The following is a 24,146-nucleotide window of genomic DNA, read 5'->3' on the forward strand; positions in this document are numbered from 1 at the left end:
CCAATCCCAGCGGAAGTGTCTTAAAAGTATGGAAAAGTTATCCCGAATCTTTTTATAAAAAGCTGGTGAATAAGCGGTTTTTTCTGAAGATTCGGGATAATCCAACTTTCGGTATAACCAGTCTTATCCCGAATTCGGGATAATACTGGCAAGCGATGCCTGTGGCTATCCAGATAGCCCCACGCGCTTGTTGAGGGAAGTCCCCCAAGCCCCCTTGGAACACAGATTTTCAATCTGTGGCTGCGCGTTCTTGTGAACGCTTTTGACTGCGACCAGCTCACCGCTGGCCGTGGTCTTTTTCTTTCTGTTGCGGCTCGGTCTGCTCCATCGCCAGGACCCGATCCACGTTATTCTTGACCGTCAGCAGCTCCCGCATGGTGGCGCGGGCCTGCCGGTACTCACCGTAAGCCTTTTTCTTGTCCGCCAGTAGCTGGGCGTACTCGGTCTGAAGCTCCTTGATGGTGGGCAGCTTCTTCACATTCAGCTCGTTGAAGGCTTCCTTGGCGGCCTGGTGCAGCAAGATTTCCTCCTCATGCTCCTGCCGGAATTTCTTTGAATACCCGGCCTTGCGGTAGGCCACATAGGTCTCGCGGGTCTTGGCGTAGTTGACGATGTGGGTGCGCAGCACGGCAATCTCGGCCATGCGCTTCTCAGCGGCCTTGATCTGATCGGACAGCGCATTATAGCGGGCCGTCGCCTCTGCTGTTTTGGTTTCCAAATCGGCATAATCCAGCAGCCCATGTTCGGACAGGTAGTTGAGGGTCTGTGCCATCTGCTTGAGGTTGAACACCTTGGCCCAGCGGGCGTACCCGGCACCTTTTCCGGCCTGGAGTTTTGCCTGGATGTCCACCAGCAGATTGACCTTCGGCGGAGCGGCCTGCGGGACGGCTTGCTTGCGGGGCATATGTTCTTTCTGGCCGGAGAGGACCGCCAACAGATCGTCCAGCGTGTAGCCGTCCCCCAGCCGGTCAAAGCGGACATTGTTGCCCCAGCCCTCCGCGCCGATGGAGATGTTTTTTCCGCGCCGGTGAACGGTGAAGCCGTCCTGTTCCAACAGGCGCAGCAGCTCCTCCAGGCTGGCCGGTTTCTGCGCCAGTGCCCGGTCAATGGCCTGACGCAGCTGCTCCTTGTGGGAGGGCTTCGCCGCGTCACCCAGCCACTTGTTGTAGCTCTGGCCGCGCCGCTTGGGAGCCTCCACAATGGAGTAACCGTTCTCAACGCAGATGGTATCGCTCAGACGGTGGACGGCGCGGGTGCTGCCCCAAAAGTTGCGGAACTTGCGGTCACACTCCAGCGTGGTGGAGTTCCATATAATATGGTTGTGGACGTGAGCCTTGTCAATGTGGGTGCAGACGATGAAAGCGTGCTTGTCCTTGGTAAATCGCCGGGCCAGCTCTACGCCCAACCGGTTGGCTTCCTCCGGCGTGATCTCGCCCGGCACAAAGGACTGCCGCAGGTGGTAGGCAATCACATCGTCCGCACCGCGCACCCGGCCGGTGCGGGCGGCGTAGGTCTGCTTGTCCAGCAGGAACTGCGCATCGGCCACGCGGCTGTCACACTGGTAGCTGGTGATGAGCCTGCCGTGGTCGGTCTTTTCTGGATTTTTTACATAACCAATGATATCGCTGATCGCCTTGCCGACCGTGCGGCCCTTGCCGGTGTGCAGCGGTATAATGCGGGTGGTGGCCATGTGGGGTCCGCCTCCTTTCCAAAAAATAAGCGGCCTGCTTATCACAGACCGCATCGGTTTACTCTATATCAGTTTCCTCGTCCATATAAAAATCGAAATCTTCCTCAAAGTCATCTTCCAATTCATCCAGTTCTATCCTGGGCGGGAACCGCATTTCATATTGTTCCGTCGCCAAGGTCCGCACGGCATCCCGCCGGTCTTTCATCCGTTTCTTCAACCACGAAAGCTGTTCTTTGGATAATCGCCAGGGAAGGTTGACCAGCCGGGTAAGTGCCATTTCTTCCGCCTGCTTTTCTGGCGGGAGGGCGGCGCAGGTTTTACAAATGTGCGCGGCGTGACCCTTGCCGGAAAACTTTTCGTTTGCCTTATACTCGCCACAGACCTTGCAGTAGTGTCCACGCTTTTTCATGCCGTGCCCTCGCAACGAGCGAACAGCTGACGGACCGCAGCCATGACCGTATTCCAGCCAAGGTCGGACGCATAGGAAAACTTTTTCTGATAGGCCACCCACAGGTCCTGCATGACCGGGCTGGCCTCCACTTCATCAAAGACTTCGGCGGCCTCGGCCAGATGGCGCTCGGTGCCGCGCTTGTGGGCTGTCGCCAGAAGCGCGTCATGGAGAACGTGCGGGTCCAGAGTGCTGCCATAGAGTTGTTGCAGGATGGCGATGTCGTAAAAATCTCTCATACGGGTGTTGGTCGTGGTCCGGGTGATGATGGTTTCCAGCTTTTCGGCCAGCACGGTCTCCAGGTTATAGGCCCAAACGTCGATGGAACGGTCCTCCAGCATGAGCTTGAAGCTGTACCGCACCTCTTTAGGGGTGATGGCGTCGCCGGTAGAAATGTCGATTTTCAGCGGGGTGCGCACCCCGTCAAAGAGCGTTGTCATCGTCACCCGAATGCCGGGATATTCCGCTTCATCCATGATTTCCGAAATGCTTTTCACCTGGAAGGTAACGCCGTCGTCAATGGGAACGGCGATGATCTCGGCCATCATGTTCTCCACATCCTCCACGCTGACGTTGGCCCCCTTGACCGTTGCGTCCAGGTCCATCGTGGAGCGGGCGTCCAGACCGACCATCGCGGCCACCAGCATACCACCCTTGAGGATGAACTTGTCCCGGTATGAGGAAAGAGAAATACGTTCAAGAAAACGCTCCATCATATAGTTGCGCATCAAAACCTGCGCATCCGCAGCATTTTTCTTTGACAGGTTACGGATCAAATCTTTCAGCTGTCTGGCTGTCTTTATCATAGCAGTACCTCCAAATACTGGCGTAAAATCTTCTCGACCCGGAACAGCTTGGCATAGCGCACCAGCGTCCGCAGGTCCTTATCTTTCCGGCGAGCATACGCTTTCAAAGCGTCCTGGAATGTCTGCATCTCGATATGGCTCCGGCTGCGCAGCACATCGCAGATCGTCCGTTCCATATCATATACCGGCACATCGTGACCGAAGGGGGTCTGCGCGGTTGTCAGGCCGACCTCATGCAGCTCCGCCTTGATGGTAAAGACCTGAACGCCCTCGTCCTTGAGCCGGGTCGGATTGTAGCCCGTCTTGACCGTAATGGAATAGGCCAGCGGCTCCCGGTCGGTCAGGTCATGGAAAAACAGCGCCGTTTCATGGGAAAAAACTGCCTGCGGACAGCGAAGATGCAGCAGATACATGGCGTCCACCCAGGCGTCTTTGGAAAGATAAATCCCATGCGCCGCCTGTTCCAGCCCACGAGACTGCACGAATTGATAAAAAACAGGTTTTGAGATCCCGGCCGCGAGGACCTGCCCGGTGCGCAGCATCCCATCCTGACGTTCCATCAGCTGGTCCAGCTGTTGAAATTGGCTCACGTTCTTCACCTTCCTTTCATGCTAATATTATACGCAAAATTAGCACGAAAGTAAAGTCAAAAAATTGCCGGGCACTCACTCCCGGCAATTCTTCGCTTCCTATTCAGCCATACACCGCGTCCTGGATCGCATACCGCAGGTCCTGTACCTTGCCCACCAGCCAGACGGCGGCCATCGGCAGGCCCAGCGGGCTGACCAGGAAGGCGATCACCAGCAGGATTACGCCGTTTTGCGGCGAGTAGGTCACAAGCACCGCGATCCCCAGCAGCGCCACCACCGTGGAGACCAGGCCGAAGATGAAGCTGGACACATACAGCAGCCAGAAGCACAGCCAGGTGAACAGCGTCAGCGCCAGCACCACCGGCACGGCAAGGATTTTCAGCCCCAATTTCAAAATAAACAGCACCGCTCTCATTTCAGCGCCTCCTTCCGCCAGTCCAGGTAGGGCTGGCACAGTTCTTTCACGGCTTTTTCATCGGCTTCTGTAACTTCCCGGCGGCCTTTCGTCCGGCGGAGCAATTCAAAGTCCTGGTAATCCGTGAGCAACAGGTCAAACAGTTCCTCCGGGATTCGGCAGAGGATACCGTCCACACAGTAGCGGGAATCCTTGTTCCAAGTCAATCGGACATAGCCGCGTTTACAAGGGAGAACTTCTTCCTCCGGGTCGTGCAGCAGGTACTCATGAAAAATCTCCAAGACGTTTTCAAACGTCAACATCAGCCATCACCTCGTTTCTGACTCCATTATCAATCACACCCCACCAAAACGCAACGATACGGGCAAAGAAAAAAAAGAGGGAGGCCCGGCGATGCAGTCTGCACGCGCCGGACCTCCCTCACAGCCGGGGCGTATGCCCCTGTCACGACAGCTTTGCCAGCTGGGTCAATACCTGATGCACCCCATCCCACAAAGCCTCCTGCCTCCGGGATATATCCTCCAGGTCGGCGTCGTAAATGCGCCCGGTTTCATGCGCACGGCGGGCCAGCTGGTTTAAGTTGTTGCTGGAATAGCGCATCAGGGACACCAACTCCTTCAGCTCCGGCAGTTCCAGGCGCACCACATAACCGTCCAAGGCCATCTTGCGCAGGTAGGCTTCCCGGTTCGTTGTTCCCAGCTGGGCCATCTTCTGTTCGATCAACGCCAGTTCTTCCGGCGAGACCCGGAAGTTCAGCTGCACCTCCCGCTTGCGCTTGGGGGCGCTCATCGCTCCGGCTCCTTTTTCTTATAGATGGGGGATTTTTTCTCCGGCTTTTCAGCGGGGCGCGGCTCCTGTTTCAGCTGGCGGCGGACCGAGGGGCGGCGCTGGCGCAGCTCTTTGGAACGGTCCTCGCTGGCCAAGATGGTGACATAGGTGCCGGGCAGTTCCTTCATGCCGGTGATCGCCAGACTGCGGAACGGCAGCAGCGTCATCAGCTGGTCATGGGCCTGGGTGCCTGCGCGGGCCAGAAAGTCTGGCGAAACGCGGGCCATGTAGTGGGTGCCGTGGGGGCTGTTGGGTGTACCCGGCGCACGAAGCTCCTGCAAAAGCCGGGCGGCCTCGGCACGGATTTCCTCCGGCGTCAGCGGCTGGAGCCGCAGATAATCCTGCCGCGCCTGGCTCAAGAACAGATCGACCAGGCCGGAGTGGCTGTCCACCACAAAGTCCAGGTTGCGTTCGCCGCCAAAGCCGTCCGGGTTGGGCGGGATGTCCACCGTCCTGGCCCACGCCTTGTTGGCCGGGCTGAAACGCTCATCCCACTCTTTCTGCTGCACGGTATTTGCCAGCACATAGAGGATGCGGGTGTAGCCGAACTGCTCGATCACCTGGGGTACCGCGTCCTTGTCCAGCCGGTTGTCCCGGTAATGTTCCGAAATGGCCGCCTCGATGGCCTCCTTGCAGGCGATGTTGGCGCGGCGGGACGCCCGGTACAAATCCAGGTCGCCCTGTTCGCGGGCATAGGCGGCGTCGTGGCGGTAGAGCGGCAGTTCCCGCTGGGCGTCCAGCGCCGCATCGGCCCGCTGCTCGATGCTGTCCCGCACCACATCCATGTAGGAAGTCTCCCGGTCAGAAAACTCCTTGTAGACATCGGCCAGCGGGGACGACGACGCCAGCAGCGCGGCGGCCCGGCTTTGGGGCAGATCCAGCTCCTCCATCGCCATCAGGATGTCCTCCCGGACCGTGTACTCATAGGTATGCTTTAGAATTTCCTCCGGGGGCTGGCTTTTCAGCCAGTCCCGGAACTTGTCCTGTTCGGCGGCCATCTTCTCATAGAGGGCCGTGTTTTTGTCGGTATTCATGTTATCGCACCTCCTGTTCGTGGTGTTTGGGTTTCTTTTCGGGGCAGCGCGGCGGCACCGGGCGTTTCAGACCCTCCAGCACCGAGGGGCGGCTGCTCTTGGCAAGCACCGCCTCCGGCGCAGGGCGGCCCCGGCCGTCCATGTTCAGCAGTACATCCAGCTCGGCCAGCCGGGCGGATTTGTCCCGCAGCTCCTGCTCCTGTGGGAAGGGCTTACCCACCTCTGCCTTGGCGGCGGCCTGCTGCTGGTAGAGGTTGTCCAGCTGGTTCTTCACCGCTTCCAGCCGCTGGGGCATCTGACTGAGCGCATTGTCGATACGGGTTAGATTTCCACGGGGGTCTGTGCCCAGCGTCGCCCGGTGGGTCATCTGGCCTTTCAGCAGGAGCATATACTCCTGCCGGAAAGCGTCAAACGACACCGACATAGTGAAGCCCCGGTAACTGCCCACCGGCACCGGGTCGGCCCCTTTGACCTCCTTGCAGGCGTCCAGCAGCGCCGCACCGGCGTTCTCCTTGTCGGTGAGGGTGTCGCCACGGACTTCCATCCCGGCAAAGCCGTCCTCCGGGTGAGGATGAGCGGCCAGGGTCGCCATATCCGCTTCCAGCCCGGCGATAAAGCCCTTGTTTTTCTCGATCTCCTCCGGGAAGGTTTTGAGCAGCTGGTCCTCCAGGCGGTACTGCTTGCTCTGGTGGTCGGCCTTCATCAGCTTTAACCGCGCCACGTCCACATCCAGGTCCATGCGTTCCTTGATGCGCGGGTCCCCGGCGCACAGCGCCTTGATCTCGGCAAAGGACAGCGCGGTTTCGTCCACATCGTCGCAGCTTCGCACCGGCGATTTGGAGGTCATAATCTGGCTGATGAATTTCTGTTTGTTTTCCACCGTCTGCCAGAGGTAGGCGTCAAACGTCCCCTCAGTGACATAGCGGTACACATGGACAGTCTCGTTCTGGTTGCCTTGGCGCTCAATGCGGCCCTTTCGCTGGGCCAGGTCGCCGGGCCGCCACGGGCAGTCCAGGTCATGCAGCGCCACCAGGCGATCCTGCACGTTGGTGCCTGCACCCATCTTGGCCGTGCTGCCCAGCAGGACGCGCACCTGGCCGGTGCGGACCTTGGAGAACAGCTCCTTTTTGCGCACCTCGGTGTTGGCCTCATGGATAAAGGCAATCTGCTCGGCGGGCACACCTTTAGCGATGAGCTTCTGCCGGATGTCCTCGTAGACCGTAAAGGCCGGTTCCGGCTCGTCCAGCGGCACCGCGTCCTCCAAAGCGTGGAGGGTCGGGTTGTCCAGCGCCTTCGCTACCTTTTTGGCAGGCCGGGCCTGGGGCGTGGAGATGTCGCAGAACACCAGCTGGGTCAGCTTGTCGGCCTCGCCGTCCCGCCAAATCTGCATGATATTGTCCACGCATTGATTGACCTTGGTGCCCGGCTCATCCGGCAGCAGCTGGTTGATGATCCGTTGGTCCAGCCCCAGCTTGCGCCCGTCGCTGGTGATCTTGAGCATATTGTCCTGGGACGGGTCCACCGTGCCGCTGTGTACCAGGGAAGCGCGTTCCGAGAGCGCCTTCACCATTTCCTGCTGCTGTTCGGTGGGCTGGGCCACGATGTTGTGATATTCTACCTCCGGGGTGGGAAGATGGAGCTGGTCGGCGGTCTTGATGTCTGCCACCTCTTTGAACAGGTTCATCAGCTCCGGCAGGTTGAAGAACTTGGAGAAGCGGGTCCGCGCCCGGTAGCCGGTCCCTTCCGGGGCAAGCTCCAAAGCGGTCACTGTCTCCCCGAAGCGGCTGGCCCAGCAGTCAAAGTGCGCCATGCCCAGCTCTTGCAGCCGGTCATATTGGAGATACCGCTGCATGGTGTAAAGCTCGGTCATGCTGTTGGAAACCGGCGTGCCGGTGGCAAAAACTACACCGCGCCCGCCTGTGATTTCATCCATGTACCGGCACTTGGCAAACATATCGCTGGATTTCTGCGCGTCCGTAGTGGAAAGGCCCGCCACATTCCGCATTTTTGTATAGAGGAACAGGTTTTTATAATTGTGCGCCTCGTCCACAAAGAGCCGGTCCACGCCCAGCTGTTCAAACGTCACCACATCGTCCTTGCGGTCCTCGGCTTGCAGCTTTTCCAGCCGCGCCTCCAAAGACTTTTTCGTGCGTTCCAGCTGCTTGACGGTGAACCGTTCCCCGCCGCTGGCCTCCACCTCGGCGATACCCTCGGTGATTTCCCAAATCTGCTCATGCAGCAGCCGCTCCTGGCGTTCCTTGCTGATGGGGATTTTCTCGAACTGGGAGTGACCCATGATGATGGCGTCGTAGTCGCCGGTGGCAATACGGGCACAGAACTTCTTGCGGTTGTGCTTCTCGAAGTCCTTTTTGGTTGTCACCAGGATGTTCGCGGACGGGTACAGACGCAGGAACTCCGAAGCCCACTGTTCGGTCAGGTGGTTGGGCACCACGAATAAGCTCTTTTGGCACAGCCCCAGCCGTTTGGCCTCCATCGCGGCCCCTACCATTTCAAACGTCTTGCCCGCGCCCACCTCATGGGCCAACAGCGTGTTGCCGCCGTACAGCACATGGGCGATGGCGTTTTTCTGGTGTTCCCGCAGGGTGATGGCCGGGTTCATGCCGCCAAAAACAATGTGGCTGCCATCATATTCGCGGGGGCGGGTGGCGTTCATTTCCTCATTGTACTGGCGCACCAGCGCCTGCCGACGTTCCGGGTCGCGCCAAATCCAGTCGCGGAAAGCATCCCGGATGGCCTGCTGCTTTTGGGCGGCCAGGGTGGTTTCCTTGGCGTTCAGCACCCGGCGTTCCTTGCCGTCCGCGTCCTCCACGGTGTCGTAGATACGCACATCCCGCAGATTGAGGGAATCTTCGAGGATTTTATAGGCGTTGGCGCGGCTGGTCCCGTAGGTCGAATAGGCGGCCACGTTGTTTTGCCCCACGACATTTTTGCCGGAGATCTGCCATTCCGCCGTAAAGGGGGTGTAGTGGACTTCAATGCTGCGCTGGAGGTAAAAAGGCGTGTCGAAGGTCTCGTACATGAATTGCTGGATGTACTCCTTGTCGATCCACGTCGCACCCAACCGCACCTCGATCTCGGAAGCGTCCAGGTCTTTGGGCTGGGCAGCGGTCAGGGCCTCCACGTTGACCGCAAAGGCCGGGTCCTGCTCCGCCGCCCGCTGGGCCTGGCGCAGCTTCCGGCGCACGTTGCCGGAGAGGTATTCATCGGCGGTCACATAATGGGGCGTTCCGTCCGGCTCAGTCTGGCCCGGTACACGGAAGATGACACCGCGCAGCTCGTCAGCCAATTCTTCGCCGGTTTTGCCGGTGAGCTGTTCCATGTAGGCCATATCCACGCAGGCTTTTTCAGAAATGGAGACCGCCAGGGCCTCGGAGGCGGTGTCTACGGTGGTGACGGCCTCATGTGGCTTGATCGTGCGTTTGGTGAACATATCTGCCTTGCGCTCCAACCGGCCATCCTCGTCCAGCACCTCCAGGGCACAGAGCAGGTAATAGCTGCTGTCATCGGCAAAGGCCAGCCGGTTCGCCCGGTCATTGATAAGTCCGTACTTGGCGGAAAAATCGTCATAGCGGCGGTTCAGTTCGGCTATCTGCGCCCGGATGTCGGCATCCGGCGCGGCGGCGTCCATCTCCAGGTCGATGAGCCGCTGCACACAATCCCGCAGCCCCACCAGCCCTTTGACGCGGGCCTCGGCGGTGGCGTTCAGGTCGGGGCGCACCATGCGGCTGTTTTCCCGGAAGTACACCGCGCCGTCCACCACCGTGTAGGAGTAGTTCTTCACATTGGGGTCAGCCGGGAGGGATTCGTCGATGTCCTCGCCCTCGCCCAGCTCCGGCAGCGCGGCCTCCTGGTAGGTGCCGCGAATGTACTTCACGGCATCGTGCAGCTGATCGGCCAGCTCCAGCCCCTCGATGGGGGCCACGGTGTAATCCTGTTTGCCGTATTGGGTGCTTTCGGCGGTGGGCCGCCCCAGCACCATCTCCGGGTGATCCAGAAAATACTGGTTGACCGTGAAGCCTTCCTCGGTCCGGCCGGTTTGGGTCCAGTCCGGGGCGATGTCCAGCGGGCGGTCCCGCTTTTGCAGAAACAGGATGTCGGACACCACATCGGTCCCGGCATTGGCGCGGAAAGCGTTGTTGGGCAGGCGGATCGCCCCCAGCAGCTCGGCCCGCTGGGCCAGATACCGGCGCACGGTGGAATCCTTGGCGTCCATTGTGTAGCGGCTGGTGACAAAGGCCACCACGCCGCCGGGGCGCACCTGGTCCAGCGCCTTGGCAAAAAAGTAGTTGTGGATGTTGAAGCCCAGCTTGTTGTAGGCTTTGTCGTTCACCTGGTACTGGCCGAAAGGGACGTTACCGATGGCAAGGTCATAGAAGTCCCGCCGGTCGGTGGTCTCAAAGCCCGCCACGGTGATGTTAGCCTTGGGGTAGAGCTGCTGGGCAATCCGCCCGCTGATGGAATCCAGCTCCACGCCGTACAGCCTGCTCCCGGCCATGCTCTCCGGCAGCATCCCGAAGAAATTACCCACGCCGCAGGACGGTTCCAGAATGTTGCCGGTGCGGAAGCCCATCTGCTCCACGGCCTCATAGATGGCGCGGATGACGGTGGGGCTGGTATAGTGGGCGTTGAGGGTGGAGGCCCGCGCCGCAGCGTATTTCTCTGGGGTCAGCAGTTCTTTCAGTTCCGAATACTCGGCATCCCACGCGGGTTTGTCCGGGTCAAAGGCATCCGCCACGCCGCCCCAGCCCACATAGCGGGACAATACCTCCTGCTGTTCCGGCGTGGCCTGCCCGGTGGTCTCTTCCAGATATTTCAGCAGCTTGATCGCCGCCACATTGGCCTGGTACTTGGCCTTGGGGCCGCCCTCGCCCAGATGGTCGTCGGTGATGCGGAAGTTCTCGGCGTTGCGGCGCAGGTTGTCCCGGTACTCCTGATAGGCCGCCTGTTCGGCTGCCCTCTGGTTGGGGAAAGTCTGCCACTCACCGTTCACCGGGATGGCGACCGGGTGATCCGGCTTTTCCTCCGGCTGCGTGTCCGGCGTCGGTTCAGGCGGCGTGGGTTCCGGCCGGTCAACGTGCAGCCGTTCCACCACCACGTCATAGGGAAGTCCGTTTTTGTCACCGGGGTAGACGGCCACCGTCTCGGAGTGGAACGCCGGTGCCTCAGCAGCTTCTTCAATGGGCTTGGCGGTTTCGGCAGGTTCTTCCACGGCGGCAGGGGCTTCCATATACGGTTCATCCTGCTCCTGCACAAAGCCGTCCAGCTGGCGGGCATATAGCCCGCGCAGCAGCGGTGCAACCTCATCCCAGCGGAAGAACAGCATGGCCAGTCGCTTCTCGTCCGCGTCCAGCACTTCCAGCTCGATGCCTTCGGGTATGGTTCGGTAGTCGGCGGTATCGCCGGTCTCCAGCTCCATCGTCTCGATGATGTCAGGATAGGCCCGGCTCAGCCACAGGGCGACCTCCCGGTTGCTCTTGCCGGTGCGCAGCAGTTCGGAAAGCTCCGCCTTGTTCGGCGCGCCGATCAGGCCGTGGGCCAGCACGTCCCGCAGGTCCTGGTCCGCCGTGTCAGGGTTGACGGGCAGGAACTCGGTGTAGAAGTCGTTGCGGTTGTCTGCCCGCAAAAGCTGCTCGAACCGCTCCCGGCTCTCGACCCGGTAGATGGGATAGCTCATGCCGGTGGGCAGCAGCTGCACCGTATCCTCCCGCAGTTCGGTAATTTGATGGGCGCGGTCATCCAGATAGACGGTATTGCCCACATTGTAAACCGGGGCGGACGGATCGTAGGCGGTGCGCTCCGGGATGGTGCCCCGGATGGCGGCATATTCCTCGTCCGACACCGTGATGTCGATCTCATGGGTGGGTTCGCCGCTGCCAATGGTGAGGGTGTCGCCCTCGCGGGTGACGGGCTGGCCGGATAAGTCCGGCACAGGCGGCTTTGCCGCTGCCTCAGCCTGTTCCTCGGTTGCGACGGCCTCCACATCCCGCATGACCTGCCGGATGAATGGATCACTGTCCAGCTTTTCCGGGTCCACCACCTGGCCGTTCACGATGCCGCGCTCGGCCAGGGCCTCCCGGATGGCGATGGAGTCGATGTTGTCAAATCGGTCCTGCTCCGCCTCGGTGTAGAACCGATCTTCCTTGATGAGCTGGACGATCCGGCGCTGCACCTTGGGCCAGGGCACGTCGCCCGCCGCGCCGTCCACCGTCACAGGCAGGGCCGGGAGATCATCGCCGTACTCCTGCCGCAGCCAGGCGGCGGTATCCTTTTCACGGGCATGGTCCTTCATGTAGCGGACAACCGCGTGCTTACTTTCAATATTGCCGTTCCATTCCTGGATGGCGGCGTCGATCTCCGCCTGGGTCAGCGCCCGGCGCACAGGTTCCGCCTGCGCAGCGGGTTTGGGCATAGAAAAAGCAGAGGGCGTTTTCACACTCTCTGCTTCGTCGATTTTATGGATTTGTTCCGCTTCGGAGAGGAACAGGTTTAAGGTCAGCTGTTGATAAGTTCCGCCAGCAGGATCTCCTCCGCCTGGGCCTTGCAGGTGTTCATCAGGCCCACCCACTGCATGGGGTCGCTGGCTTTCAGCTGCTCCGTCGCGCCCGCTGCCTCCGCCAGCCGGGGCATCATCTGCTCCAGACGGCTGTTCGCGGTCTCGTCGATCTCCCGAAGGTGCGGGTACAGCTTCTCGCTCATCAGCAGCTGGTTGTAGAGGATGGGCCGGTGTTCCTTCAGGTACGCTTTGCGCATCCTGCCGTACTTGCCCAGGGGCTTCTCCGGCTGTTCGGACAGCTTCAGGTCGGGGATCAGGTAATCGCCGTTCCTCGTGTAAGTCAGGTTGTTTTCCATGTGTGGCACTCCTTTCCGCGCCCTTGGCGCGCTCATAGTTCTGGATGGTGACGCCGATCTGCCGCAGTACCTGCTGGTTTATCTGGCTGACCGCCGTGCCCAGCGCCCCCACGGTGGCGGGGGTGTTGAAGTCGAAGATCGCCATGAAATCCTCATGGCTGAAATACTGCTCCGGCTCCAGCCCACAGCGGGACATCAGGGCATAGGTGATGCTGACAGCGGCGGTGGATTTGAACTGGACTTCGATGTTGTACTCATCGTACTCTTCCAAAAAGGAACCGTCAACGATAGGGAGAATATCCCGCCGGTGGTCGGCCCAGTATTCCTCCGCCAGCTTGGCGGCCACATCGGCCAGCTGCTGGGCCAGGTCGCCGCCGCTCACATCATAGTTGCGTTCCAGCATCGCCATGACCGGCGCGGTGTGTTCCTCGTTCATCGTCCACAGCCAGGGGGTGCGGGAGTGTTCACGGGTGCCGGTGTCGGAAATGTCGAATACATACCGCAGTCGGGGCCGGTCCCCGGAATCATCCACCAGGGCGATGCCCTTGGACCCGCGCCGCACATACCGGCCCATGCGGTTGTTCCACAGGTCGTACTCGGCGCAGGCGGTAGCGTCCGGGCGCTGGGCGTAGATCATCAGCTGTTCATGGAACGGATATTTGTAGAGGCGGGCGGCGGTGGTGAGAAAGCCCGCCCACTCCTGCCAGCTGCCGGTGAGCTGCCGCGCCACCTGGTCGGCCATCTGCGCGTATTGTTCTGCTTTGGTTGGCATGGGATTCTGTCCTCCTTCCTGGTCTTATATAAAAGCAGGGCGGCACGGTGGCCGCCCTGCGGGTCAAAACAGTGTGTTATTCATCAAAATCCGGGTACAGCTCCAGCTCGTCAAACTCGGCGTCGGTCATGGCGCGCAGCTTGGCGAGGGTACTGTCGGTCAGGGCCAGCAGCTCGTCCTCGTCCGCCTGCAAGTGGCCGCGCATCTCGGTCAGGGCCTCGATGGCCCCCTGGCGGGTGCCGGGGTTGTAGATGCACAGCAGGTTGGTTTCCTCAAAAGTCAAAGCGTTCATATCAGATCTCCCTTTCCGCGCTCTTTTTGGGCGCTGTCTTTTTATGTTCGGGTTTGGGCTGGCTTTTCAGCTGCTCCACAACGGACTTCCGTTTTTCCGGCAACTCCCGTTGGGGCGGCTGCCGCTGGCCGTTGTTGAGAATGCCGTCGATCATGCCGTAGTCATCCTCCACGGCCATTTCCGCATTTTTCAGCGGGTTGTCCGGCAGGAAGCCGGGAACCTCGGCAAAGCCGAAGCTGTCGCAGTAGTGACAGGATACCTTGCCGTCCCGCTTGATGGCAACGATGTCGCTGACGCTCATGGACGGGTGACGGTAGTCGGCGGGGTGTTCATTGTTGAAGCGGTAAAAAAGCTGTTCGGCAGTATCGCCCTTCAAATCGGAGGGCAGCAGCGGCGCGGTGTAGACTAGATCGTAGTTGTCCCGCTGCGCCGTCTGCCCGATGGACTTGAGCCATTCCAGCCCCTCATAGCGGATGTCCCGCAACTCGTCGGTGTGCTTCACCTGATAAATAGCGAAGCAGTCGCCCTTGTGATCGAGGAACGCCTGCTCCCGTTCCTGCTGGTGGTCCATGCGCTCCTTGACCTGAGCATCGAAAGCCGGGCTTTCCTCCCATTCCTCGCGGGTGACGGCGAAGATCCCGTCGTAGGCGTCCAGGTCGGTGGTATCAAAAGCCATCGCCGGATTCTCACCCTGCTGGACGATATAAACGGTCAGGTCGCGCTCCATCAGCTCATAGGCCCGCTCTTTGGAGAGGGGCAGAAGGTCCCCGTCCAGATAGCCGCTCTTTTCCAAATCGTCCTGGGTCAGCGTGGGGTCCGGCATGGGGTACTCGTCCAGGTGCTGCTCCGGGGCGTCCGGCAGCATGGTAGTTTCCGGGGCGGCGGCCTGGGCCGCTGCCTGCATCTGCTGGACAGCCGCCTCCTGCAAAGTTTCGATCATGGACAGCGGCGCATACTGAATGGATTGGCCGCCCATGTCGTGCATCTCGCAGATTTTCAGCGCGGCGGTGGACAGGGGCAGCTCCGGGGCGTCCAGCTGGCCGCCGTCCAATGCCCGCATTGTGCCCTTGTCGTAGATAGTGTAGTCATAACCGCCGTCACAGGGCTGGACGTGGAGGTACAGCCGTCCGTCCAACTCATAGAGCTTTTCCGCCTGCGCCTGGGCCTTGACCTGCTCAGCCGTCATACTGCCATCTTGAAGGGCGTTGTGCAGTTTTACACACTCGTCATAGGTTCCCGCATAAAGTACCTCTCCGGGGATAAGGGATAAATCATCCGCAACGGTATATTCCTGGATATAGGTACTGTCTGCCGGTGAGGTACGCTCAAAATTGCTGTGGAGCTTGTAAGCATGGCGGGCGGGAGCCTGCATGGGGACCTCCGCCTCCGATGCGGCTTCCTGCTGCGGCACTGTCTGTTCCGACTGGGCGGCCAGGTCAATACCGCGCTCCTTGCAGATAACCTTATAGTGCCGGTCAATGTCCGCGATCAGTTCCCCGGCCGCCTTGTTGATGGTCTCCAGACTGGCCCGCAGCTCCGGTAGCTCCTTACCCTGGCTCCAGTTGGCGATGTAGCCGAAGCTGTTCTCGCCGGTCTGGATACCGTAATACTGGCAGACGGCATAGGAAATGCTCTCGGCCTCCACCTCCTCGGTGTTGCGGTCTTTCTTCTTGGGCGGCTCCTTATCACCGGCCCTGGCCGCTTCCTCCTGGGCCTTGGCGTAGTTGTGCAGCTTGCTGTGGGCGATCTCATGGACGGCGGCGGAAACGGTCTGCACCTCGCTCATGCCTGCCCGGATGGCGATGCGCTGCTGGTCCGGCGAGAAATACCCGTCCATGTTGGCGGCCATCGGCTCCACGGAGAGCGGCACCGGCGCGGACCGGCGCAGGGCCTCCATGAAAGCCTCGTAGTTCTGGACATTCCCGGACAGGGAGGACGCCAGCTCCGGCAGGGGCTTGCCGTCCGTCTGGCTCACATCAAACACCTTCACCGGGCGGAACATGGGGATCTCAACTTCCCGTTCCTCCATGACCGCCTTGCCCTCTGCATCCAGGATGGGGGCTTTGGTGTCCGGGTCCAACTTCTGTTCCTCGATCTTTTTCTTGAACGGCGTTGGCGCGATGATGGTAATACCATGCTCACCCTTTTTCACATGGCGCTCAAACTGATTTTTCCACTTGTTATATCCGGCTACCAGCGTGGCGTCCGGCTTCTGCATATAGATGAGCATGGTGTTGTTGACGGAATAGCGGTGGAACCGGGACATCACAGACAGGTAGCGCATATACTTTTCGCTCTCGAACAGCTCCTTGATGCCCTGTTCAATGCCCGCCGTGATTTGCTGCAACCGTTCCCGGTTGGTGGGTTTGTCAGCCATGATGTTCACTCTCCCTTCTATGGCCGAAATTTCAGCGGTGTGTTCTGCGATCCACTGGTCCTGTTCCTCGGTGCTGCTGTCGAGAAAGGTGTCCAGCAGATAGCCCATGTAGTCTTTTTTTTGGACGGCCTCCAAAAAGCGCGGGTGCGGGTCCTCGTCCGCCGTCTTGGGGGAATAGTCGGCCTCCCATTTTCGGAGCAAGTGATAGTAGTCCGTCAGGACGCGCCAGCCGTGTTCTCGTTTTTCTTTCCGCACCTGCGCCTCGGTTTTCTGCCGGACATAACTTCGCCGGATCGGGGCCTTGCTGTCATAAGAAAGGCCAAAATCCTGGGCCAGCTTTTCAGCGGCCCCCTTGGGGGACAGGTCATAGAGCCGGGCGGTGAAGTCGATCACATCGCCGTCTGCGCCGCAGCCAAAACAGTGGAAACGGGTGTCCACCTTCATGCTGGGGTGGCGGTCATCGTGGAAGGGGCAGCAGGCCATACCGCCGCGCCCCACTGCGATGCCGTAAAGCTCCGCCGCCTCTCTGGCGGTGACGGACTGTTTTACGACTTCAAAGACGCTCTCGCCCATGCTTACTTGCCGCCCGCTTTCGTGACGGGTGGTTTGTACCCGGCGGCCTTGGCCCGTTCGCTGGCGGCCTTGCGGCGCTCGGCGCTGTACGGCTCCCGCACCGATACGCAGCGTTTGGGCACCGTAAAGGTCTGACGGTCCTTTTTCACGATCTGGTCCGGGTATTTTTCCGCCAGCCGCCGCAGCTTTTCCAGCAGGCGCGGGTCGTGGGAATAGACCTCGGCGGTGGCCTCGGCCTGGTTGTAGAGGATAATCGTTTCCTGTTCATACAAACTCAGTTTCATTTGCCGCCGCCTTTCTGCCGGTCAAATTCCAGCTTGAAGTTGACGTACTGGCCGGTATCTTCCAGCACCACGGTGGCGTCGTAGGTCTTGCCGCTTTTCTCGGAGTACAGCCCGGTCACATGGGCGCGGCCATCTTTCAGCAGCGCCGCCACAATGGCCTTGGTGGGTTGTTTGCGCTTCGCTGCCCACCAGTTGTTGTTCTTCCAGATCGCAAATTTGCAAGATTGGTCCTGACAGAAGAAGCCTTTTTGCATTTCTGCAATTTCACCGCCGCAGCGGGGGCATTTGCCCACCACCTCGCGGGGCGGGGCAAACAGGTACTCGCTGCCCTTGATGACCTGATAAGTTCCCACCAGCTCCTTCAGCATGGCGGTGATCTCAGCCATGAAGTCCTCCGGGGCCAGCTCGCCGCGCTCGATCTCGCCCAGCCGGTACTCCCACTCAGCGGTCAGCAGCGGGGATTGCAGTTGCTCCGGCAGGACGGTAATCAGGGAAATGGCATCGTGGGACGGCAAAAGCTGCACGGTTTTCTTGCTCTTTTTGCGTTCCAGGAAGCCGGTGGACACCAATTTCTCTAAAATTCCGGCGCGGGTGGCGGGGGTGCCCAGCCCCTTGCGCTCGGCGTCCTCCGGCATATCGTCTTTTCCGGCAGTCTCCATCGCAGAGAGTAAGGTATCCTCAGTGAAGTGCTTGGGCGGGGTGGTCTTGCCCTCCTTGACGGCGGCACCGGCAACCGGCAGCGCCTGGCCCTCGGTTAGTTCCGGCAGGGCCTTGTCCTCGGAATTGCCGTCCGGTTCCACATTTTTCATGCTGGCCCGGTAGGCGGCGTCCAGCGCCCGCCAGCCGGGCTGCTTCACCGTGCGGCCTTTGGCGGTAAACTCCGCACCAGCGCAGTCCACAACAACGGCGGTTTCTGCAAAGTTATAGGGCGGGGCCACCGCGCACAGCAGCCGCAGCGCCACCAGCTCCAGAATGGCCCGTTCACCCACCGGCAGAGCGGACAGATCCGCCTCGCGGATGTTCCGGGTGGGGATCACCGCATGGTGGTCGGTCACTTTCTTGTCGTGGATGACCGCCGCCGCATCGCAGGAAATGGCGATGCCTTTGCGAAACGGCATGGCGTTGGCGACCAAATTCACCAGCACCGGCAGGCCCTCGGCCATGTCGGAGGTCAGGTAGCGGCTGTCCGTCCGGGGATAGGTGCAGAGCTTCTTTTCATAGAGGTTTTGCAGGTAGTCCAGTGTCTGCTGCGCCGTGAACCCCAGCAGGCGGTTGGCGTCCCGCTGGAGAGTGGTGAGGTCATAGAGGGCGGGCGGCTTCTCGGATTTGTCCCTGCGCTCCACCTGCTTGACCGTCACCGTACCGCCCTGGCAGGCAGTTTTCAGCTGTTCGGCATCGGCTTTTTTGTCCATGCGGGCGCTGGCAGCGGTAAAACCGGGCAGGTCCAGAGCCACAGAATAGAACGGCACCGGCTTGAAGGCGTCGATCTCTGCCTCCCGCTGGACGATGAGGGCCAGCGTCGGGGACATGACCCGCCCGATATTGAGGGTGCGGTGGTACAGCACCGAGAACAGTCGGGTGGCGTTGATACCCACCAGCCAGTCGGCCTTGGCCCGGCAGAGGGCCGCCTGGTGCAGCCCGTCATAGTCCGCGCCGGGGCGCAGGTTGGCAAAGCCCTCCCGGATGGCGGAATCCTCCATGCTGGAAATCCACAGCCGTTTCATGGGCTTCTGGCAGCCCGCCAGGCAGTAGACCGTGCGGAAAATCAGCTCGCCCTCGCGCCCGGCGTCGCAGGCGTTGACTACCTCGGTCACGTCCTCCCGCCGCAGCAGGGTGCGCAGCACATCGAACTGATCCCGCTTGTCTTTGGCGATGGTGAAGCGCCAGGACTCCGGCAAAATGGGCAGGTCATCATAGCGCCACTTGGCGTAGTCGGGGTTGTAGGTGGCGGCGTCCGCCAGCCCGGCCAGGTGCCCCAGGCACCAGCTCACCAGCCAGCCGCCGCCCTCCAGGTAGCCGTCTTTGCGGGTAGCAGCGCCCAGCACGGCGGCCAGGGATTTTGCCACAGAGGGCTTCTCAGCGATCACCAATCGCATCTTCCTCTACCTCCATTTCTTCGTTGGATTTTTTCAGTTTTCTGGAAACGCTGTTGCCATCGTCCAGAAGGCAGTCATAACCGACGTTGTAATCATAGCGGTACAGCTTTCCCAGCAGGTCGTTGATGATGACACGGCAGGCCAGCAGCACCCGCGTCTTATCCACCTGCATGAGCTGGTAACGGCGGTAATCGCTGAAATATTCCTCGCGCAGATGTGTCCGGGCGGCGGTTTCCTCCATCAGAATGTCGATCACGTCCTTGTCGCCGTCCTCTTTCGCGCCCTCGGCATAGTTCAGCATCTCCATCACCATCGGGAAGCTCTGCTCATCCTTCGGGGCTTCCTCTTTGAGATAGCCGATCAAGGCGCAGAACAGGAACCGGGCCGCTGTCTGCTCCGGCTCGGTCAGAGCGGAAAGGGTTTCCTGCCCGCTGGGCAGAAGTTTGTTGCAGACAAAATCGTGGACCTCGCCGCGGAACAAGTGGCGGATGGCGTCGATGGACAGCGCCGGTTTGGAGGTGTCTGTATCGTCCTCCACTTTGTAGATTTCAAATTCTTCTTCGTCTGTCTTTTTGCGCACCTTGGCGAGCGCCGTGCAAACGATGTCGCCGCCAAAGTAGACGCCGAAGCAGATCAGGTCGAACACAATGAGAAATTGGATAAAATAATTCATTTTGCTTTTCTCCTTTCGCGCAGCCACGCAGTCAGTTCTTTGTGGCAGAAGCCCACGCAGGGCTGGCCGGGGCGGTAGGTTCCGCAGCCATAGCAGGGGGGGCCGGGAGATAAAGAGGGAGGACGGGAAGCTGCCTTCCCGCCCTCCGGCCTGCGCGTCATCATGGGTTCATAAGGGCTGTCGGTGAACCGGGTCATTTGGCCGGGTTCTCGCTTTCCTCATCGCCGCCCCCGCCGGCGTCCTCCGGCTCGTCAGATTCCTCGGTCTCCCAAGGGTCCTCGTCCTCCTGTTCGGTATCGTCCTCGCCGTAGTCGTAATCATCCAGGTTGTCGCTGCCCTTGGTCTTGGGCTTCTGCTTGATGAATTTGAAGTAGACCAGCGCACCGATGCCGCCCAGCACAGCCAGCACCACCAGCAGCATCGCCGGGTTCAGCCCTGCCGGTTCCTGTTCCGGCTCCGGCTCTGTTTCCGGGTCAGGGGTGGGTTCCGGCTCCTGGCCCGTACACTCTGCCATATTCACGGCGCACACCGGGCAGGCCGTATTCACCGCACCGGCGGCGCACTTTTCCGTGCAGTTGCAGACGGCGGGCGTTTCCTCCGCCGTCTCGCCGTCCTCCATCAGCGCCTCCAGGTCGGCCTCGTCCACCTGGTTCAAGAAGTGGACGGCGGTCTCCTTGTCCTCGTTGGCGCGGTCAATGAGGATGTAAAAATAGTTACCCGCCTTGGTGGTGACGGTGATGAGCTGCTTGTTGCCGCCAAAGTCATCCACCAGGGCGGCGTTGCCCTCCGGGGTCAGGGCGGGGCTGTCCTCGGTTTCCTCCACCACCACGTTGCTGTCGTTGGTGGCGTCCGCCGCCGGTGTGGCCGTGGGCGCAGGGTCAGTGCCCTGGGCAAAGGCGGTCACAGAGAAGCCGCCCATCAGCATCAGGCAGGTGCAAAGGGCGGCAAAGGTTCTGAAAATCTTTTTATTCTTCATGGGTCATTTCCTCCTGTTCGGGATTGGCAGAACCCACCGCCCGGCCGGGCACCATGCCGCCAGACAGCATGGCGGACAGCTGGGCCGGGGTCATACGCAGGGCGCGGACCATCTGGACGATCTCCAGGTTCTCCGCCTCGGTTTTCTGCGCTTCCAGGTCTTTCAGCTTTTCCTGCTGTTCCGCGATCTTCTCGCGGGTTTTGGCGATCTCCTGGTCGATGCGCTCGATTTTGTTTTTAGCCATAGTCAAATCACTCCTATTCTTCATAAAAATTTGTCACCAGTTCATCAAGCCGTAGCCCTTGATGCACTCGTAGGTCAGGGAATAACTCTTGATTTTGCAGGCGTCGCCGGAATTACCCTCTACGGTGTAAACCCGGCTGCCGTCGGTGCCCACTACGATGCCCACATGGTCGGCGCTGCCATCCAAGTCCCAATCGAAGAAGATAGCGTCGCCTGGGGCGATGTTGGCGTAATCCCGCCCGCCCCATTGTCCGTGCGACTGGAACCAGGGGATGCCCTGGGACTGGCAGGCGGCAAAGCGCGGCTCGGAAAGGCCCATCTGGCCGTAACACCAGGACACGAAGCAAGCGCACCACTCCACGCGGGAATTAAAGCCGTACCAGCTCCAATAGGGCTGGCCGCCCACGTTGCCCACCTGGCTTTTGGCGATGTCCACCACCGCCTGATTGCCGGGCCGGGTGCCGTTGACAAACTCCACACCGGCCAAACTCTCGGAATCGCTGGTGTCGGCGGACCCGCCGCCGAAGATCAGGGGCTTGTTGCCCAGCGTCTGCCGGTACACCTGGTACATTTCCAGCTGATCCGGCGTCAGCAGCTCCAACGCCACGGAGGAGATGGGCTTGCTGGTGAGGGTCACATTTAAGATGTAGTAGTTGTAGGGCACTTCCACGTCATACTCGTTGCCCTCGCTGTCTGTCCGGGTCTCGGTGCGGTAGCGCACCTCCACTTCCTCGGTCAGCGTCAGCTGGTATTGGGCCGCGAAAATGCGTTCCAGCTCCGCCTGGGCGCTTGCCCGCGTGTAGCCTTGCAGCACAGCGGACAGGTAGGCCGCCAGCTCGTGGGGGTCGTGGCCGATCATATCCAGGTCATAGCGGTACTCGTCATAGCCGGGGTGGCTGCTCTCGATGTTGTCGATCTCGGCTTGCAGCGCGGCCTCCTTGGCGGCGTAGTTGGCCTCCACCGCCACCAGCTCCGGGTCATCCGATGGGTAGGTGGTGCCGGAGATCATCGAACCGATGCTCTGCGCCATCATGGAGCAGGAGGACATGGTGTTGAGCAGCAAGCAGACGATTAAAAATAGGCCCAGGGCGATGCCAAAGCCCTTTTTATGGCGCATCACATAGGCCCCGGCCTGCTGGGCTTTCTCCTTGACCGTCTTGGCCGCTTTGCCGGTCTTTTGGGCGGCACCGGCGGCGCTCCCGCCGGACTGTGCGGCCCGTTTGGCGGCGGCGTACTGCTTCTTGATCTGCTGTTTCTGCTGCCAGCGGGACAGCGGGTTGCTGGCTGCCGCAGGGTTTTCATAGACAGACTTCTGGAACAGCGCCTCGATGTTGGCCTTTTCCAGCTTCCGCTCGGCCTGGGCGGCCTTGCGGTAAGGTTTCAGTTTGTGGCTGCGGTAGCCCTCCCTCGCCAGATGCACGCCGGTCTCTACGGCTTCCTCAGACTTGTGGGCGCTTTCCACGCCCACGTTACCGTCCTCGGTCTTGCGGATCTCCTGGTGGAGCTTGCCCGCCACTGCGTTGCCCGGCGCGTCCCGCACTGTATGGGACAGTTTGGAGGGCGGCCGGGGCTTATCCTCCAGCACCAGCTTGGTCGTGACCTTGCCGGTCTTGGGGTCCACCTCGGCCCGTTTGACCTGCTTTTTCGGGATTTTTGCCTGCGCCTTGTCCGCTTTGACGGCGGCCTTCTCCGCCTTGCGGATGGGCTTTTCCAGCGCCGGGTCCGCCCGTTCTTCCTCCGTGAAGCGCAGGCGCGGTTCCTTAATCAAACCATTCCCCCAGCATGAGGGAGGCCGCCATGCTGGAAAGCTCCGCATAGGCCGCCAGCCCCAGCGGACCCACGAAGCGGCACTCGGTCAGGCAGGCGTAGAGCTGGGCCACTACGTCGGCCAAAATCTGGACCTCGGTGCCCTCCAGCACAGTCTCACCGGCCTGCCCGCGCTGGACCTTGGCGGCGCACAGAATCTCCACCAGCCGCAGCAGGCCGGTCTCGCCGGTCTCGGTCAGTTCAGCGGCCTGATCCGCCGCCGTGCGGCACTCGGAAACGGCGTCCGCCATCGCCGTCAGGAGCGCGGTGCGCTGGGTTTCCAGCGCCCGGTCCAGAAACATCATGTGGTCGTTATGCAGAATTTCGGGTTTCATCGTCCATCAGCCTCCTTCATTTCCTGGGGTTTGGTCGTCATAATGCGATACAGTTCGGTGTTTTTCGGGAAGTGATCCACAAAGGGCAGAATCGTGGAGCCGTAGAACAGCAGCCCCTCGCCCTCGCCGGAGTGGGTCACATAGGACAGCTGGTGCGGGGAAATGCCCAGCTGCCGGGCCAAAATCTGCCGGTCGCCGCCCGCCTGGTTGAGCATATACACGAAGTCGGAGTTTTCAAAGATGTTCTCCACCTCGCGGGAAGAAAGCAGGTCCTTCACGTTCTGGGTGATCCCGGTCGGGATGCCGCCCCACTTTCTGAACCGCTTCCAAATCTCCACCGTATAGGCGGCGGTCTGTTCCTCTTTGAGCAGCAGGTGCATCTCGTCGATGTAGTAGCGGGTGGACTTACGGGCCGCCCGGTTGATGGTGACGCGGTTCCACACCTGGTCCTGCACCACCAGCATCCCGATCTTTTTCAGCTGCTTGCCCAGCTCCTTGATGTCATAGCAAACAATGCGGTTGTTGATGTCCACGTTGCTGCGGTGGTTGAACACGTTGAGGGAGCCGGTGACGTAGATTTCCAGCGCCGTGGCGATGTACTGCGCCTCTTTCTCATCCTGCGCCCGCAGCAGGTCGTATAAATCCTCCAGAATGGGCATATTCTCCGGGCGCGGATCGTTGAGGTAGTCCTGATAGACCAGCCGCACACAGCGGTCAATGATGGTTTTCTGTACCGGCTGTAATCCGTCCTTTCCGCCCACGATCAGCTCGCACAGCGACAAGATGAAGTCGCTCTTCAGCGACAGCGGGCTTTCATCGTCCGAATAGTCCAGGTTCAGGTCCATCGGGTTGATGTAGTTGGTGGAGGTGGGCGAGATTTTGATGACCTGCCCGTGCAGGCGCTCCACCAGCGGCGCGTAATCGGCTGGGTCGGCGGTGTTACCACCGCTTTCCCGCCTAAGAACCGTACGTGACAGATTTCCCGTCATACGGCTCAAGCATTTCATCACTTTTTCAAGCGGCACTCAGCGTAGATTT

At 60.5% G+C, this 24,146-nt stretch carries 20 protein-coding genes and 1 pseudogene; all 21 read right to left on the minus strand.

The genetic code is table 11. From position 1 onward, the window contains the following. Window positions 1-277 precede the first annotated feature (277 nt). Window positions 278-1,690, minus strand: a complete 1,413-nt coding sequence (locus tag B5E67_RS13580) for a relaxase/mobilization nuclease domain-containing protein (RefSeq protein WP_002576328.1) — start codon at window positions 1,688-1,690, stop codon at window positions 278-280. Window positions 1,691-1,748: 58 nt separating this feature from the next. Continuing rightward, window positions 1,749-2,099, minus strand: coding sequence for a hypothetical protein (locus tag B5E67_RS13585; RefSeq protein WP_002576329.1), 351 nt, complete (start codon window positions 2,097-2,099; stop codon window positions 1,749-1,751). Next, on the minus strand, window positions 2,096-2,944 hold the full coding sequence (locus B5E67_RS13590) for a nucleotidyl transferase AbiEii/AbiGii toxin family protein (RefSeq protein ID WP_002576330.1): 849 nt from the start codon (window positions 2,942-2,944) through the stop codon (window positions 2,096-2,098). Before B5E67_RS13590 ends, B5E67_RS13585 begins: the two co-directional genes overlap by 4 nt. Then, window positions 2,941-3,534 (minus strand): type IV toxin-antitoxin system AbiEi family antitoxin domain-containing protein, encoded by a 594-nt coding sequence (locus B5E67_RS13595; RefSeq protein ID WP_002576331.1) that lies wholly within the window; start codon window positions 3,532-3,534, stop codon window positions 2,941-2,943. The genes B5E67_RS13590 and B5E67_RS13595 overlap by 4 nt, the downstream gene beginning before the upstream one ends. Before the next feature lie 103 nt (window positions 3,535-3,637). Beyond that, window positions 3,638-3,949 carry a CD1845 family protein gene (locus B5E67_RS13600; RefSeq protein ID WP_002576332.1) on the minus strand — a complete coding sequence of 104 codons (312 nt, stop codon included), beginning with the start codon at window positions 3,947-3,949 and terminating at the stop codon, window positions 3,638-3,640. Further along, window positions 3,946-4,251, minus strand: a complete 306-nt coding sequence (locus B5E67_RS13605; RefSeq protein WP_002576333.1) for a hypothetical protein — start codon at window positions 4,249-4,251, stop codon at window positions 3,946-3,948. Before B5E67_RS13605 ends, B5E67_RS13600 begins: the two co-directional genes overlap by 4 nt. Before the next feature lie 142 nt (window positions 4,252-4,393). Further along, window positions 4,394-4,738 carry a plasmid mobilization relaxosome protein MobC gene (mobC, locus tag B5E67_RS13610; RefSeq protein ID WP_002576334.1) on the minus strand — a complete coding sequence of 115 codons (345 nt, stop codon included), beginning with the start codon at window positions 4,736-4,738 and terminating at the stop codon, window positions 4,394-4,396. After that, window positions 4,735-5,811, minus strand: coding sequence for a DUF3849 domain-containing protein (locus B5E67_RS13615; RefSeq protein WP_002576335.1), 1,077 nt, complete (start codon window positions 5,809-5,811; stop codon window positions 4,735-4,737). Before B5E67_RS13615 ends, mobC begins: the two co-directional genes overlap by 4 nt. Window position 5,812: 1 nt before the next feature. Next, window positions 5,813-12,121 carry an SNF2-related protein gene (locus B5E67_RS13620; RefSeq protein WP_242826256.1) on the minus strand — a complete coding sequence of 2,103 codons (6,309 nt, stop codon included), beginning with the start codon at window positions 12,119-12,121 and terminating at the stop codon, window positions 5,813-5,815. Window positions 12,122-12,324: 203 nt separating this feature from the next. Continuing rightward, window positions 12,325-12,681: a TnpV protein gene (locus tag B5E67_RS15965; RefSeq protein ID WP_022008426.1), complete on the minus strand. Its 357-nt coding sequence runs from the start codon at window positions 12,679-12,681 to the stop codon at window positions 12,325-12,327. 848 nt (window positions 12,682-13,529) lie between these two features. Further along, window positions 13,530-13,745: a transposon-transfer assisting family protein gene (locus B5E67_RS13625; RefSeq protein ID WP_002576339.1), complete on the minus strand. Its 216-nt coding sequence runs from the start codon at window positions 13,743-13,745 to the stop codon at window positions 13,530-13,532. A gap of 1 nt (window position 13,746) precedes the next feature. After that, window positions 13,747-16,695, minus strand: a complete 2,949-nt coding sequence (locus B5E67_RS13630) for an LPD16 domain-containing protein (RefSeq protein ID WP_002576340.1) — start codon at window positions 16,693-16,695, stop codon at window positions 13,747-13,749. 2 nt (window positions 16,696-16,697) lie between these two features. Further along, window positions 16,698-16,979, minus strand: coding sequence for a hypothetical protein (locus tag B5E67_RS13635; RefSeq protein ID WP_002576341.1), 282 nt, complete (start codon window positions 16,977-16,979; stop codon window positions 16,698-16,700). Continuing rightward, window positions 16,976-19,075 carry a type IA DNA topoisomerase gene (locus B5E67_RS13640; RefSeq protein WP_002576342.1) on the minus strand — a complete coding sequence of 700 codons (2,100 nt, stop codon included), beginning with the start codon at window positions 19,073-19,075 and terminating at the stop codon, window positions 16,976-16,978. Before B5E67_RS13640 ends, B5E67_RS13635 begins: the two co-directional genes overlap by 4 nt. After that, a complete protein-coding gene (locus B5E67_RS13645) occupies window positions 19,056-19,748 on the minus strand; it encodes a hypothetical protein (protein ID WP_002576343.1) in 693 nt (230 codons plus the stop codon). The genes B5E67_RS13640 and B5E67_RS13645 overlap by 20 nt, the downstream gene beginning before the upstream one ends. Beyond that, window positions 19,745-19,945: a hypothetical protein gene (locus tag B5E67_RS15970; protein ID WP_038280261.1), complete on the minus strand. Its 201-nt coding sequence runs from the start codon at window positions 19,943-19,945 to the stop codon at window positions 19,745-19,747. The genes B5E67_RS13645 and B5E67_RS15970 overlap by 4 nt, the downstream gene beginning before the upstream one ends. Next, entirely contained in the window at window positions 19,942-20,724 is a 783-nt protein-coding gene (locus B5E67_RS13655; protein ID WP_002576344.1) for a DUF4366 domain-containing protein, read from the minus strand. Before B5E67_RS13655 ends, B5E67_RS15970 begins: the two co-directional genes overlap by 4 nt. Then, on the minus strand, window positions 20,714-20,968 hold the full coding sequence (locus tag B5E67_RS13660) for a DUF4315 family protein (RefSeq protein ID WP_002576345.1): 255 nt from the start codon (window positions 20,966-20,968) through the stop codon (window positions 20,714-20,716). Before B5E67_RS13660 ends, B5E67_RS13655 begins: the two co-directional genes overlap by 11 nt. Window positions 20,969-21,001: 33 nt before the next feature. After that, the gene (locus B5E67_RS13665; RefSeq protein ID WP_002576346.1) at window positions 21,002-22,735 is read right to left on the minus strand and encodes a CHAP domain-containing protein; all 1,734 of its coding nucleotides are present in this window, start codon (window positions 22,733-22,735) and stop codon (window positions 21,002-21,004) included. Next, the gene (locus tag B5E67_RS13670; RefSeq protein WP_002576347.1) at window positions 22,728-23,108 is read right to left on the minus strand and encodes a DUF3851 domain-containing protein; all 381 of its coding nucleotides are present in this window, start codon (window positions 23,106-23,108) and stop codon (window positions 22,728-22,730) included. Before B5E67_RS13670 ends, B5E67_RS13665 begins: the two co-directional genes overlap by 8 nt. Next, window positions 23,105-24,040 (minus strand): annotated as a pseudogene (locus B5E67_RS13675) (conjugal transfer protein TraE); the annotation flags it as partial. The pseudogene B5E67_RS13675 and the gene B5E67_RS13670, both read right to left, overlap by 4 nt. Window positions 24,041-24,146: the final 106 nt, after the last annotated feature.

Origin of the sequence: Faecalibacterium sp. An122 (genome assembly GCF_002160895.1) — a bacterium.
In the GTDB taxonomy this organism is placed as follows: Bacteria; Bacillota; Clostridia; order Oscillospirales; family Ruminococcaceae; genus Faecalibacterium.